Source organism: Hahella chejuensis KCTC 2396 (assembly GCF_000012985.1).
In the GTDB taxonomy this organism is placed as follows: Bacteria; Pseudomonadota; Gammaproteobacteria; order Pseudomonadales; family Oleiphilaceae; genus Hahella; species Hahella chejuensis.
The window spans coordinates 5,036,063-5,048,963 of record NC_007645.1 but is presented as its reverse complement, the minus strand read 5'-3'; the positions used below and the strand labels follow the sequence as shown (position 1 = coordinate 5,048,963).

Sequence of the window (12,901 nt, the reverse complement as noted above, 5' to 3'; positions counted from 1 at the left end):
AAGCTATGAATGTACTGAGTATTCGTAATATTTTCGCGCTGGTGTTGGTCTCTTTTATTGCAGCCGGTTGTACTTCAACCGATACCAGACCAGACGAAACTGTTGGCGTAGTTGATCAAGACGGCGCTGACGCAGGCGGCGTTGGTCTGGGCAATGGTTCTGGTTTGTCTGAAGAAGAGTTGGCTGAGCAGCAGCGTCTGGCTGAGCAAAACGCAATGACCGCAGAGCAAGATGCGCTGCGTGAAGTGCGCGTATTCTACTTCGATTTCGACAAAACTATCGTGAAGCCTGAGTCTCACATGTCTCTGCGCGCTCACGCTGCGTTGTTGGCGGCTAACCCTGCTGTAAAAGTGGTTCTGAACGGCTATGCGGATGAGCGTGGCACTAAAGAATACAACCTGGCGCTTGGCGAGCGTCGTGCGCAGGCGATCGAGCGTTTCCTGGTGGTGAATGGCGCCAACGACAGCCAGATCGAAACTGTTAGCTACGGTGAAGAGTTCCCTGTTGATCCTGCTCACAACGAAGCAGCTTGGAACAAAAACCGTCGTGTCGTAATTGAGTACAAGTAATCTTATTTGAACTATTAAGGACGGATAGCCGAACTGATGTCTAAGAAAACTATTCGGAATGTAACTCTCCTTGGCGCGTTGGCGTGTGGAACACTTTCTCCACTGGCGTTGGCGGCTTCGTCAACAACGACGCCGGTGCTGCAGGTGCGTCCGGCGCAACAGCAAGCCCCTTCTGCGGGCGGCTCTGCGGCGGAAATGCTCTATATGTTTGAGCAGATGCAGCAGGAGGTGAGGGAGCTCAGAGGTCAAGTGGAAGAGCTCAGGCATCAGGTTGACCAGATGAAGAAGCAAGAGCGTGAGCGCTACATTGATCTGGATCGGCGAATTTTGGAATTGCAGCGTCAGGGGACGCAAACGAGGGAAACCCGTTCCCCTGTCGCTGTGGACGGACCAGCGTCGACTACGGGGGTGGATGCCTCTGTAAGGCCAACTCCCGGACCCTCGGCCAGCTCGGGTGAGGAGACGCTTGAGCTGACTCCGAATAAAGCGCCTCCATCCGCTGCTGAGCAGCAGGAGTACGATCAGGCGTTTGATTTGATAAAACGGCGTGAGTACGACAAAGCGGTGGAAGCTTTGCATGCTTTCATCAAAAAGCACCCGGATTCGGAACTGTCCGCTAATGCATATTATTGGTTGGGAGAAGTGTATCTGGTGATTCCCAAGCTGGAACAGGCGCGTCAGGCGTTTGTTGTGGTTGTGGGCAAGTATCCAGAGCACAGAAAGGCTCCTGACGCCATGTATAAGCTTGGCGTTACCTATCATCGTTTGGGCGATAACGCTGAAGCGAAGAAGTATTTGAGCGAAACTGTCAGCCGTTTTCCGGGAACTTCCCCTGCAAATTTGGCGAAAGATTATTTAAGACAGGTGCAGTGAGGGCGCCTGAAAAAAAGATGCGTTTTTTCTGGAAAAAATTTGAAAAAACCTCTTGTCATTTCCCTCAGAATCAGTAGTATATGCGCCTCGCTTGGGTCGTTAGCTCAGTCGGTAGAGCAGTTGGCTTTTAACCAATTGGTCGATGGTTCGAATCCATCACGACCCACCATTAAATTCCAGATTGTCGCCAACAAGGCGATAATCATCCAAGAAAGTTTCTTGGGTCGTTAGCTCAGTCGGTAGAGCAGTTGGCTTTTAACCAATTGGTCGATGGTTCGAATCCATCACGACCCACCATCATTCGCAAAACGGGGCCTTCAAGGCCCCGTTTTTGTTTCTCCCGCTCTCCAGTTCATTACGCTTTTATTTGTATGTCGATGAAAGGCTTAATCGGTGTTGATCATGTCGTATAATGTCGCTATAGCGGTAAAATGCTGTGGATACAAAATACTATTACATATGGGTCAAAATTGATGAGTGCTATAAGCGACCGAATTTTTGTTCAGGAGCATCTCGCTCGAGAGCACGAAGCCAGTGAGTTAAGTCCGGAAGAAGCGGAGCGCCTGAAGGCGGAGATAAAAGAGTTGCTGGTGCAGGAAGACGCTGTACTGGTGGCTCATTATTATACTGATCCTTTATTGCAGGCGTTGGCGGAAGAAACCGGAGGCTGCGTCGCAGACTCTCTGGAGATGGCCCGTTTTGGCAATCAGCATCCAGCGTCCACGCTAATGGTGTGTGGGGTTCGTTTCATGGGGGAGACGGCGAAGATTCTTAATCCGGAGAAAACGGTTCTGATGCCCACTCTGGAGGCGACATGCTCGCTGGATATCGGTTGCCCCGTAGAAGAGTTTTCTGCGTTCTGTGATGAACATAGTGACCGTACAGTGGTGGTGTATGCGAATACGTCCGCAGCGGTCAAAGCGCGCGCAGATTGGGTGGTGACCTCAAGTATCGCTTTGGATATCGTTGAATACCTGCATGAGCGGGGAGAGAAAATCATATGGGCCCCTGATAAGCATCTGGGCGGCTATGTGAAAAATAAGACAGGGGCGGATGTCTTGTTGTGGGACGGCTCCTGTATCGTGCATGAGGAGTTCAAATCTAAAGGCTTGTCCGACCTCAAGCAACTCTATCCTGACGCCGCAGTGTTGGTGCATCCGGAATCGCCGGAGGCTGTTGTGGAGATGGCGGACGTCGTGGGTTCTACGTCGCAATTGATCAATGCGGTCAAGAGCATGTCGAACGAGCAATTCATTGTCGCTACCGATGCCGGTATTTTCTATAAAATGCAGCAAATGGCCCCGGAGAAAACGCTTATCGAGGCGCCGACCGCTGGGAATGGCGCCACATGTCGAAGCTGCGCGCATTGTCCCTGGATGGCGATGAATGGACTTGAGAATCTGCGTGACGTTTTGATTAGTAAGCGTCAGGAAATTATTGTGGAGGCGGATCTTCGGGAGAAGGCGCTTATCCCGCTGCAGCGGATGCTTAACTTCTCCAAAGAGCGTCAGATGGCCGTAAAAGGCAACGCGTAATCATATGCCTATGAGGCGCTTCGATGTGGAGCGCCTTTAACCCTAGAACTTAAATTCCTTTCCTGCTTCAGCAAAGTCTTTCATCCGTTTTTGGATGACCGCCATTCTCTGGTAGTTTCCTTCACTTTTGCTGAGCGCCTGGCGTAACTGCTGCGTCGCTTTACTGATATTTCCCGTAAGGTAGAAATATTCCGCTCGCGCCTGGTGCAGTTCTGCGATTGATCCAGCCAGTCCGTGGGTCTCCGCCAGTTCGTACCAGAGGCTGGGTTCGGCGCTGTAGCTGGCGGTCAATCCGCGCAGTAAGCGTTCCGCTTCCTTGTGATCGCCCTGTTGATTCAGGAGGCGGGCTAAATCCATGCTGAGCGGATAATTACCGGGGTTGCGTTGCAGGTGCTTTCTAAGCACTTGAATGGCTTCGTCGTTTCTTTTGCTTGCCGCCAGCCAGTCCGCATAGGCGATGACAATGGAAATCCGGTTGCTGTCTATTTTAAGCAGCTGCTCCATTGCCTCTTTGGCGTCTTGCGGGCGCTCCACTTTGCTGGCGCTGATCACCTGTCCATACAGCGCCGCCAGGCGCGAATTTTCAGTGCCGCCGCTGGATTGCGCCTTGAAAAGATTAAATGCGTCCTCGGCGTTTTTGGCGTAATGCAGAAGCACGCGGCTTTGCACGATGTAGTAGTCCGGGTCCTCTTTGTACAGGCCTGCGGGATAGTTGGCGGCTCTGGCGGCGGTATCGGATACGCGGCTCTCTGTGAGTGGGTGGGTGCGCAGATATTCCGGGAATTGCTGTGCGTAGCGACTATTGCGCAGCATCTTTTCAAACATCGTGGACATGGCGCGAGGCTCCATGCCGCTGGCCGCCAGCGTTTCCAGGCCGAGGCGGTCCGCCTCCTGCTCGTTCTGTCTGCTGTAGCTCAATTGTTCCTGTATCGAATAGGCCTGAGTGGAGGCTAAAGCCGCTACGCCAGCATCTGAGCCTGCGGTGGCGGCGATAATCACGCTCGCCAGAATGCCCGCCATGTTGAGGGCGGTGTGCATCTTGCTCTCTTCCAGGCGACGTGCGAAGTGGCGTTGGCTTAAGTGAGCAATTTCGTGAGCGAGCACGCCGGCCATCTCCTGTTCGCTTTGAGCGTACAAGAACAAGCCGGCGTTGACGCCTATAACGCCGCCTGGGACGGCGAATGCGTTCAGGATGTTGGAGTCGACCACAACGGTGGTCAGGTTGTGGTCCTGAAGTTCACTGTTGGGCGCCAGCTTGTAAATCAGGTCCCGTATGTAAACCGTCAGCAGTGGGTCGGCGTATGTAGGGAGCTGAGAGCGCAGGGAGCGCAACCAGGCTTGTCCCAGCGCTTGCTCCTGGGCGGGCGTAATGATCGCGCCGCTGCTGTCCCCCAGTTCCGGTAGTGTGGATTCATCGGCGTGACTGACGGGGGATAGTGCTAGGCTGAACAGTAATGGGATAAGGTATTTTTTGCGCATGGGACCAGGCTTCGGCAGCAGAATCCGTCAAATGGCGGAATGCGGGATTTACACGACTTTAAGCTGTTTTGGAGAAATCTTCTAATACTTTAACGCCTGAGATTGTACGTCAATCAGCGGAAAGAAGTGACGTCTTATCAATTACAATATAGCAATATGTGCTTGATATCCCTATCATGCGGGGCGAATCAACCGGTATATGGAGGGGCGATGTCTAATCAGGATGCGGCAGTCAGCACGCTTGATTTGAGGGGCTTGAAATGCCCGATGCCGTTGTTGAAAACCAAGCAGAAACTGAATGCGATGGCCGCTGGCGAGCAGTTGTTGGTGTTAACGACGGACCCCGGTTCGCAAAGGGATTTTTCTTCCTATTTGCAACTTAGCGCGCACACTCTGGTGGAGAGCAGGGTGGTGGAAGGCGAGTTTCATTTCCTGATTTTGCGCGGCTGATTCTCTCCGGTGACATTAGATATGAGCGCATTTCGATGTTAAAAGTATTTAGAAGCTGGTTTGACAAGTATTTCTCCGACGAGGAGGCTGTCATTCTGTTTATCCTGCTGGTGGCGGGCGTTCTGGTGATGGCGTTTTTCGGCGCCATGCTGGCGCCGGTGATCGGCAGTATTGTCATTGCTTATATTCTGCAGGGGCTGGTAATCAAACTGCAGCGTCTGGGAATGGGTCATATCTATGCGGTGCTTTCCGTGTTTGCGCTGTTCGTGGGCGTGACGCTGGCGAGTGTATTGCTGATCCTTCCGCTGATGGTGCGTCAGGTCACCTCCTTGTTCCAGGAGTTGCCCTCCATGATGACCAACCTGCAGACATTGATAAAACTCCTGCCTGAACAATACCCTCAATTTTTTACTGAAGAGAGTGTGGTGGGGCTGTCGCGCCAACTGACGACGGAAGTGACTAAGATCACTCAGTGGGTATTTTCTTTTTCTTTGTCCAGTATTCCCACTTTGCTTGCGATCATGATCTATGCGGTGCTGGTGCCTATCATGGTGTTCTTCTTCTTGAAAGACCGTGGGGTTATTTTGAACTCGCTGTCGTCTCTATTGCCGACAGAGCGTCGCTTGATGACCAATATCTGGGCCGAAGCCAACATACAGTTCGCCAATTATATTCGCGGCAAGGTGTTGGAGATTCTGATCGTGGGTGTGGCGACCTACGTCGCATTTGTATTAATGGGGCTCAACTACTCCCTGTTGTTGGCGGTTCTGGTTGGGCTGTCGGTGGTGATTCCATACATCGGCGCGGCGATTGTGACCATTCCTGTGGCGTTGATTGCGCTGTTTCAGTGGGGATGGGGACCTGACTTCATCTGGTTAATGGTGGCCTATGGCGTTATTCAGGCGCTTGACGGGAATGTGCTGGTGCCACTGCTGTTCTCCGAAGTGGTGAATCTGCACCCGGTGGTGATTATCGTCAGCGTTTTGGTATTTGGCGGCTTGTGGGGAATTTGGGGCGTGTTTTTTGCGATACCCCTGGCGACCTTGTTGAAAGCGATTTTCTCAGCCTGGCCAACCGTCAAAGCGGCTGGTGGGTGATGTGAGGGCGAGCCCGGAGCTTCGGGTTCGCCCTCAAAAAACAAGAACTTTCTTTAGCCGCGCTTACAGAGCTTTAGTCGCTTCCAGCACTTCCGCTACGTGCCCTTTCACCTTTACCTTGCGCCATTCTTTGCGCAGCACGCCTTCCGCGTCAATGAGAAAGGTTGAGCGTTCGATTCCCACATACTCCTTGCCATAAAGTTTCTTTAGCTTGATGACGTCGAAAACTCTGCATACGACTTCGTCTGGATCTGTGATGAGTTCGAATGGAAAGCTGTGCTTGGCTTTGAAGTTCTGGTGGGTTTTCAGGCTGTCTTTAGAGACGCCAAACACCAGGGTGTTGAGTTTTTCGAATTCGGCGTAGTTATCTCTGAAGTCCTGACCTTCCGTCGTGCATCCTGGAGTATGGTCCTTAGGGTAGAAATAGATCACGATATTTTTGCCCTTCAGGTCGCTCAGTCTAACGGTTTGATCCGGTGTGGCCTGGGCCTCGAAATCGGGAACGGTTTGTCCTGGTTGCGCCATGGCGGCTCCTTATTTCTGTTTCAGTCGATTTGATGGATGGTGATGCGCGCGGAGCGCCTAACTGTGCGTTTTACGTTGGCGCTCTGGCGATGGATGCATATCTCGCGGCGTTAAATTGAGCGCATTGGCTCCAGTACAGCGTCCAGGTTCAGGTCGTCGCAGAACAGCATGAATTCTTCGCGCAAACTCGCCAAATGCATATCCGCGGGAATATTTACGGTCATGTTGATGTTAAACATCTGCGTGCCGGAATGCGGGGCGCTGTAGGTGTTGGTCTGCAGTTCATCGATATTGATTTTGCGGGAATAAAAGAACTGCGCAATCCGGTAGACGATGCCTGGGTGATCCAGCGCCACTACGTTGACGTTATAAGTGAGCGCGCGCGCAGGGCGTCGGGCCTGCGTCTGTTTAATGATCAGGTTCAGATCAAGCTTGCGGGCCAAAGGGGGGATTATATTTTCCAGCTTGGCGATGGCGTCCCAGCTGCCGGACACCATCATAACCAGAGCGAATTCTGCGCCCAGTACGGTCATGCGGCTGTCGACAATGTTGCACTGGTAGTCTGAGCAGGCTTTGGCCAATTCGTTAACAATTCCCGGGCGGTCTTCGCCAATAGCGGAAATGACCAGATAATTTTCTCTAGGCAATGTATTTCCCATTCTTAATGTAGATGTGTCGATGGATTGCAACGCACATACTCCTCCGGGGCCCCGCCACTGTCAAGTGTCCCCGGGGCGCGGCGTAGCAGGTCCTTTTATCCGCGCCAGTCTTGTTAATATTAAGGGTGGGAAGTACCATACCCGGGTTAGTAGAGGAAGGGCTCTCGGCGCCGTCCAAACGCTGTTATGAAATCGCTTTACGGCAATTCCGGAATTATTCATGGCATTCCTATTCCGCATGGATGGCGAGCGTTGTCCATAGGCGGCGCTTTTTATTCCACAAGCGTCCTGCGACGCCGGTTTAGTGCGTAAAGAACTAGTTGTTAATACGTGGAGAACAAGATGATAAAAGGTAGCTTGGTTGCATTGGTGACTCCCATGCTTGAGGATGGCGCCATTGACTGGCCAAACCTTGACCGATTGCTCGATTTTCATATTGATAACGGCACTCACGGCATTGTCGCCGTAGGCACTACAGGGGAGTCCGCGACCCTGGATTTTGAAGAGCACGAAGCTGTTATCAAGCGGGTGGTGGATTACGTCAACGGTCGCATCCCCGTCATTGCAGGCACGGGCGCCAACTCCACGACCGAAGCTTTGCATCTCACAGCGCAAGCAAAAAAAGCTGGCGCAGACGCCTGTCTTTTGGTGACTCCCTACTACAACAAGCCCACCCAGGAAGGCCTTTTCCAGCACTTCAAGAAGTTGGCGGAATCGGTCGATATTCCACAGATTCTTTATAACGTACCTGGCCGCACCGCTTGCGATATGTCCAATGAAACCGCGCTGCGGTTGGCGCAGATCCCAAACATAGTGGGAATAAAGGACGCTACCGGCAACCTGGATAGAGGTCGTCAGCTTATTAACGCCTCCCCTGAGGGGTTTGCGATTTATTCTGGAGACGACGGCACGGCGGTTGAATTGATGCTCGCTGGCGGCAAAGGCAATATCTCCGTCACCGCCAACGTGGCGCCTAAATTAATGTCCAGTCTGTGTGAGTTCGCCCTGAAAGGTGAGGCGGACGCCGCCCGCGCTTTGCAGGAGAAACTGCAATCGCTACATAGCGCCATGTTCGTTGAATCCAACCCTATTCCAGTGAAGTGGGCGATGGCTGAAATGGGATTGATCAGTTCCGGAATTCGTCTCCCGCTGACGGAGTTAAGCCCTGAACGCAGACCCCAAGTGCGCGACGCTTTGCTGGCGTTGGACCTGATTAGCGAATAACGGACGGCCTCTGTTTTGATGAAACGTTTATTGAGTAGTGTTGTTATTGCGGCGGGGCTGTCGGGATGCAGTCTCATGACTGACCGCTCCAATCAATATATGCAGGCGGAGCGCGGCGACCCTCTGGTGGTTCCTGAGTGGTATTCCTCACGACGTCTACAGGACCGTTATCCTGTGCCCCATGCGGAAAAGGCGTTTGTCGCCAGTGAAGACTTCGTGGTTCCGCCTCCGCCAGCGCCCGGCTCTGATCTGTTGCAAGAGCATTTCGCCATTAAGAAAACGGCTGACGATATCTGGTTGCTGGCCAGTGAACCTCCGGGGAAAGTCTGGCCTGCGCTAAAACGCTATTGGGAGTCCATCGGCGGCAGTGTGGCTGAAGTGGATACCGCGGAAGGGCGTATGCAGGTGACCCTGCCAATGAACTCGCTGAAAGCGTCGGAGTTTGTTGGCAAAATGCAGTTGCAGTCCTACATCAGTAATGAGCGGCTGCAGATGCAGGTGCGAGTGCAGCAAGGTTTGAAACGACTGAGTTCGGAAGTGCGGGTCACTGTCCAGGGCATGCCTCTGGCGGGGCCAACGCCTCAGCAGGAGAGCCTGTTGACGGATATGCGTCAGTATATGAGCGACCAAGGGGAAAGCCTGGGTAGTTACTCGCTTGTGGCGCAGAATATCGGCGGCGAATCCCGCGTATCGCTGGTGGAGGACGCTGACCAGCCCTATCTGCGGGTGGATCTGAATTATGACCGCGCTTGGTTCGCCTTGGGGCAGGCGCTGAATGACAGCCGCATACCCGTAATTGATATCAACCGTAGCGAAGGTGTGTATTTTGTGCGCTTTGTCGAGAAAGAGCATGAGAAAAACACCAGTTGGTGGTCTGGCTGGTTTGGCGGCGAAGAGGAAGAGAAACTGTCCGACAGATTCAATTTCCGTGTCTTGCTGTCGCCTGCAGACGATGGCGTACACATTTCCTCCGAGCCGACGTCGGCAGGCGTTGGCCGGCAAGAGCAGTTGATCCTGCTGAACAAGATTCTGGATAACATGTCTTAATTCAACTAACTGCGGAGACGCCCTCAATGCAAAAGCTCGAAGAGCTGTATTCTGGAAAAGCCAAGTCGATCTTTAAAACGGATGACGCGGACCTGTTTGTAATGGAGTTCCGTGACGATACTTCCGCTTTCGACGGTGTAAAGAAAGCAAAGCTGAGCCGCAAGGGTGAAGTAAACAATAAATTCAACGCTTTCATTATGAGTAAGCTGGCGGAAGCCGGCGTGCCAGTGCACTTTGTGCGTCTGCTTTCCGAGCGTGAGTCGCTGGTTAAGCGTTTGCAGATGATCCCGGTGGAGTGCGTTGTGCGCAACGTGGCTGCGGGCAGCCTGTGTCGTCGTCTGGGAGTTCGTGAAGGAATGGTCCTGACTCCTCCTACTTACGAACTGTTCCTGAAGAACGATGAATTGCATGATCCCATGATCAACGAGCACCACGCGCGTGCGTTTGGATGGGCGACGGATGCTCAACTGGAGGAAATGAAGGCGCTGACGTTTAAAGTAAACGATATCCTGAAAGCTCTGTTTGATGCAGCGGGCATGACGCTTGTGGATTACAAGCTGGAGTTCGGTCTGATTGACGGCAAGGTCACGCTGGGCGATGAATTCAGCCCTGACGGCTGTCGTATTTGGGATAAAGCCACCGGAGAAAAAATGGACAAGGACCGTTTTCGTCAGGATCTGGGCGACGTCATCGAGTATTACGAAGAGGTCGGCCGCAGGCTGGGCGTTCAGTTCTAATCATTCTCCCAATTGGGCCGGCCATCGCCGGCCCTTTTTGTAAATAAAGTTGGTTCAGCAACCGTTCATAATCAATAATTAAGCTGTGCCCGGGAGCCTTCGCACGACGCCCGGCCTGACGCAGGCTCCTCTCATTACTATTAAGCCCATCTGGTAAAGCAGGGCGGGCTATTCGCCAATGAAATAGAGGAATAATTAATGAAAAGAGCAATGATGACGTTATTGGCGGCTATGGCCTGTAACGGCGCTTATGCTGATACGATCGGGCTGTTCGCCGGGATAAGCGGCTGGAACGCGGACTTTACCGGCGACGTCCAGTCAGGTTCGGAATCCGTAGATCTGGAAAAAGATCTGGGCTTGGACGACGACACCTTTATTCAAGGCTATGTGGCGTTTGAGCACTTCGTTCCCGGGCTGCCCAATTTGCGCCTGCAGTACACTGAACTCAGCCAGAACGGCCAAGGAACTTTAACCAAAACATTCGATGACGTGACCTTTACTGGCGATGTCGACACGGACGTGGATCTGACTCATACCGACCTTATAGCCTATTGGCGTCTTTTAGATAATGTCGTATCACTTGACCTTGGTCTGCAGGCCCGTATTTTTGACGGTGAGATCACTATTAAGCAAAAAGGCGCATCTACGAATGAAAGCACCACAGCCATCGACGAAGTCGTGCCGATGCTGTATGGCGCAGTGGGTGTAGACCTTCCTCTTACCGGCTTAAGCGTCGGCGCATCTCTTGCAGGCCTGAAATACAGTGATAACCGCATGCTAGACGTCGCCGCCCGCATCAACTATGAAATCGAGGTGGTGGGCGTAGAGCTGGGTTGGCGTGAAATGCAACTGGAGCTGGACGATGTCAGCGATGTGGACGCTGATGTGGATATCGGCGGACCATATCTCGGAGTGAGCGTTCATTTCTGATATGACTGCGCCCTGATTTTTGCAGGGCGATTGGATTGTTATTTGAGCGTCCGGTGGACTATTTATCGCCGGACGCGCTTCGAGACTGAATTCGTATTGGGGGATGTAAAATGAAAGTGTTAGTAACAGGAACAGCAGGCTTTATTGGGTCTCATGTCGCATTGAGGCTGCTGGATCGTGGGGATGAGGTCATCGGCGTGGATAACCTCAATGATTATTATGAAGTTTCCCTGAAAGAAGCTCGTCTCGCGCGTTTGACGCCATACAAAGGCTTTACTGATGTGCGTCTGGATGTTGCGGATCGCGAAGGTATTGAAGCTCTTTTCGCCAAACATAAGCCTGACCGGGTTGTCCACCTTGCGGCCCAGGCTGGCGTCCGTTACTCCATCGAAAATCCGCATGCTTATGTATCCGCCAACCTGGTGGGACATATGAATATTCTGGAAGGCTGCCGTCATAACAAGGTTGATCACTTGGTGTACGCTTCCAGCAGCTCTGTTTACGGCGCCAACGAGTCCATGCCGTTCTCCGTGCACGACAACGTGGATCACCCTTTGAGCCTGTACGCGGCTACTAAAAAGTCCAACGAGTTGATGTCGCACACCTACAGCTCGTTGTACGGCATTCCGACGACAGGCCTGCGCTTCTTCACCGTATATGGCCCTTGGGGGCGTCCGGATATGGCGCTGTTTATTTTTACTCGCAAGATCATCGCAGGGGAGCCGATCGACGTATTCAATTACGGCAAGCACAAGCGCGACTTCACTTATATCGACGATATTGTGGAAGGGATCATCCGTACGCTGGATCATGTCGCGCCGAGCAACCCGGACTGGGACGGCATGCAGCCTGATCCGGGCACCAGTAAAGCGCCGTATCGTATATATAATATTGGTAGCAACAATCCAGTGGAGCTGTCTCGCTACATAGAAATTCTGGAAGAGTGCCTGGGCAAGAAAGCGGAAAGAAATCTGTTGCCTATGCAGCCTGGCGATGTGCCCGCCACCTATGCGGACGTTCAGGCGCTGATCGACGATGTGGGTTATCGCCCATCCACTACCGTGGAAGAGGGCGTTAAGAAATTTGTTGAATGGTATCGTGACTATTATCGTGTGTGATAAATGAACGAAATTAACCAGCTTCTTTTAAATAACAAAAAGTGGTCGGAGAAAATCCGCAAGGCTGATCCCGACTTTTTCCCGACTCTGGAGCGCCAGCAGGCGCCCACTTATATGTGGATTGGCTGTTCTGACAGTCGCGTGCCGGCGAACGAAATCGTCGGCATGCTGCCCGGAGAGGTCTTCGTGCATCGCAACGTGGCCAACGTGGTGGTGAACTCCGATCTCAATTGCCTTTCTTCTATTCAGTTCGCGGTGGAAGTTCTCAAAGTGCGGCACATCATCGTCACGGGCCATTACGGCTGCGGTGGCGTGCGTGCGGCGCTGGGCGCGGACCAGTTTGGCCTGATCGATAACTGGTTGCGTCATATCAAGGATATTTACGCTCAGCATCAGGAAGAAGTGGACGCCATCACAGATATGAATGAGCGGGTCAACCGTATGTGTGAGTTGAACGTGAAGCATCAGGTGCGCCACGTTTGTCACACTGGCATCGTGCAGAACGCCTGGAGCAGAGGGCAGCCGTTATCGGTGCATGGCTGGTGCTATGGGCTCAGCGACGGATTGCTCAAAGACCTGCAGGTGACGCAGTCCGGCCCTGAGCAACTGGGCTCCGTGTATACCTATATTGGGCAATAGTAATTTCTGCCTGCTCTCG

At 52.7% G+C, this 12,901-nt stretch carries 14 protein-coding genes and 2 tRNA genes; 13 read left to right on the top strand and 3 right to left on the bottom strand.

Features of this window, described 5'->3' with window-relative positions; all coding sequences use genetic code 11:
• Window positions 1-5 precede the first annotated feature (5 nt).
• The 5 genes from pal (at window position 6) to nadA (ending at window position 2,977) form a co-directional block, all read left to right on the top strand.
• Window positions 6-569, top strand: a complete 564-nt coding sequence (gene pal, locus HCH_RS22055; protein WP_011398670.1) for a peptidoglycan-associated lipoprotein Pal — start codon at window positions 6-8, stop codon at window positions 567-569.
• Between the two features lie 36 nt (window positions 570-605).
• Window positions 606-1,442 (top strand): tol-pal system protein YbgF, encoded by an 837-nt coding sequence (gene ybgF, locus HCH_RS22050; RefSeq protein ID WP_011398669.1) that lies wholly within the window; start codon window positions 606-608, stop codon window positions 1,440-1,442.
• A gap of 93 nt (window positions 1,443-1,535) precedes the next feature.
• A tRNA-Lys gene (locus HCH_RS22045) sits at window positions 1,536-1,611 on the top strand.
• 52 nt (window positions 1,612-1,663) lie between these two features.
• Window positions 1,664-1,739, top strand: a tRNA-Lys gene (locus HCH_RS22040).
• A 176-nt stretch (window positions 1,740-1,915) separates the two neighbouring features.
• Window positions 1,916-2,977 carry a quinolinate synthase NadA gene (nadA, locus tag HCH_RS22035; protein ID WP_011398668.1) on the top strand — a complete coding sequence of 354 codons (1,062 nt, stop codon included), beginning with the start codon at window positions 1,916-1,918 and terminating at the stop codon, window positions 2,975-2,977.
• Window positions 2,978-3,019: 42 nt separating this feature from the next.
• Here nadA and HCH_RS22030 read toward each other — a convergent pair whose 3' ends face one another.
• Window positions 3,020-4,456: a M48 family metalloprotease gene (locus tag HCH_RS22030; RefSeq protein WP_011398667.1), complete on the bottom strand. Its 1,437-nt coding sequence runs from the start codon at window positions 4,454-4,456 to the stop codon at window positions 3,020-3,022.
• Between the two features lie 210 nt (window positions 4,457-4,666).
• Here HCH_RS22030 and HCH_RS22025 point away from each other — a divergent pair, with 210 nt between their 5' ends.
• Together HCH_RS22025 and HCH_RS22020 are read left to right on the top strand one after the other, a co-directional pair.
• A complete protein-coding gene (locus HCH_RS22025) occupies window positions 4,667-4,906 on the top strand; it encodes a sulfurtransferase TusA family protein (protein ID WP_041598860.1) in 240 nt (79 codons plus the stop codon).
• A 35-nt stretch (window positions 4,907-4,941) separates the two neighbouring features.
• Window positions 4,942-6,003 carry an AI-2E family transporter gene (locus HCH_RS22020; protein WP_011398665.1) on the top strand — a complete coding sequence of 354 codons (1,062 nt, stop codon included), beginning with the start codon at window positions 4,942-4,944 and terminating at the stop codon, window positions 6,001-6,003.
• A gap of 63 nt (window positions 6,004-6,066) precedes the next feature.
• On the opposite strand, the gene HCH_RS22015 is transcribed toward HCH_RS22020, so the two are convergent.
• A complete protein-coding gene (locus HCH_RS22015) occupies window positions 6,067-6,528 on the bottom strand; it encodes a peroxiredoxin (protein WP_011398664.1) in 462 nt (153 codons plus the stop codon).
• Between the two features lie 110 nt (window positions 6,529-6,638).
• On the bottom strand, window positions 6,639-7,175 hold the full coding sequence (locus tag HCH_RS22010) for a glycine cleavage system protein R (protein ID WP_041598859.1): 537 nt from the start codon (window positions 7,173-7,175) through the stop codon (window positions 6,639-6,641).
• Between the two features lie 354 nt (window positions 7,176-7,529).
• Between HCH_RS22010 and dapA the strand changes: the two genes are divergently transcribed.
• The 6 genes from dapA to can all read left to right on the top strand — a co-directional run bounded on the left by dapA (window position 7,530) and on the right by can (window position 12,882).
• Window positions 7,530-8,411, top strand: coding sequence for a 4-hydroxy-tetrahydrodipicolinate synthase (gene dapA / locus HCH_RS22005; RefSeq protein ID WP_011398662.1), 882 nt, complete (start codon window positions 7,530-7,532; stop codon window positions 8,409-8,411).
• 75 nt (window positions 8,412-8,486) lie between these two features.
• Window positions 8,487-9,458, top strand: a complete 972-nt coding sequence (gene bamC / locus HCH_RS22000; protein ID WP_011398661.1) for an outer membrane protein assembly factor BamC — start codon at window positions 8,487-8,489, stop codon at window positions 9,456-9,458.
• A 26-nt stretch (window positions 9,459-9,484) separates the two neighbouring features.
• Window positions 9,485-10,195: a phosphoribosylaminoimidazolesuccinocarboxamide synthase gene (gene purC / locus HCH_RS21995; protein ID WP_011398660.1), complete on the top strand. Its 711-nt coding sequence runs from the start codon at window positions 9,485-9,487 to the stop codon at window positions 10,193-10,195.
• Window positions 10,196-10,393: 198 nt separating this feature from the next.
• A complete protein-coding gene (locus tag HCH_RS21990) occupies window positions 10,394-11,125 on the top strand; it encodes a TIGR04219 family outer membrane beta-barrel protein (RefSeq protein WP_011398659.1) in 732 nt (243 codons plus the stop codon).
• Window positions 11,126-11,235: 110 nt separating this feature from the next.
• Window positions 11,236-12,243, top strand: a complete 1,008-nt coding sequence (locus HCH_RS21985; protein WP_011398658.1) for an NAD-dependent epimerase — start codon at window positions 11,236-11,238, stop codon at window positions 12,241-12,243.
• 3 nt (window positions 12,244-12,246) lie between these two features.
• Entirely contained in the window at window positions 12,247-12,882 is a 636-nt protein-coding gene (gene can / locus HCH_RS21980) for a carbonate dehydratase (RefSeq protein WP_011398657.1), read from the top strand.
• Window positions 12,883-12,901 lie beyond the last annotated feature (19 nt).

Bases quoted from the DNA above. Each gene is read 5' to 3' on its own strand.
- pal (WP_011398670.1), top strand. From the start codon at position 6: ATGAATGTACTGAGTATTCGTAATATTTTCGCGCTGGTGTTGGTCTCT.
- ybgF (WP_011398669.1), top strand. From the start codon at position 606: ATGTCTAAGAAAACTATTCGGAATGTAACTCTCCTTGGCGCGTTGGCG.
- nadA (WP_011398668.1), top strand. From the start codon at position 1,916: ATGAGTGCTATAAGCGACCGAATTTTTGTTCAGGAGCATCTCGCTCGA.
- HCH_RS22030 (WP_011398667.1), bottom strand. From the start codon at position 4,456: ATGCGCAAAAAATACCTTATCCCATTACTGTTCAGCCTAGCACTATCC.
- HCH_RS22025 (WP_041598860.1), top strand. From the start codon at position 4,667: ATGTCTAATCAGGATGCGGCAGTCAGCACGCTTGATTTGAGGGGCTTG.
- HCH_RS22020 (WP_011398665.1), top strand. From the start codon at position 4,942: ATGTTAAAAGTATTTAGAAGCTGGTTTGACAAGTATTTCTCCGACGAG.
- HCH_RS22015 (WP_011398664.1), bottom strand. From the start codon at position 6,528: ATGGCGCAACCAGGACAAACCGTTCCCGATTTCGAGGCCCAGGCCACA.
- dapA (WP_011398662.1), top strand. From the start codon at position 7,530: ATGATAAAAGGTAGCTTGGTTGCATTGGTGACTCCCATGCTTGAGGAT.
- bamC (WP_011398661.1), top strand. From the start codon at position 8,487: ATGACTGACCGCTCCAATCAATATATGCAGGCGGAGCGCGGCGACCCT.
- purC (WP_011398660.1), top strand. From the start codon at position 9,485: ATGCAAAAGCTCGAAGAGCTGTATTCTGGAAAAGCCAAGTCGATCTTT.
- HCH_RS21990 (WP_011398659.1), top strand. From the start codon at position 10,394: ATGAAAAGAGCAATGATGACGTTATTGGCGGCTATGGCCTGTAACGGC.
- HCH_RS21985 (WP_011398658.1), top strand. From the start codon at position 11,236: ATGAAAGTGTTAGTAACAGGAACAGCAGGCTTTATTGGGTCTCATGTC.
- can (WP_011398657.1), top strand. From the start codon at position 12,247: ATGAACGAAATTAACCAGCTTCTTTTAAATAACAAAAAGTGGTCGGAG.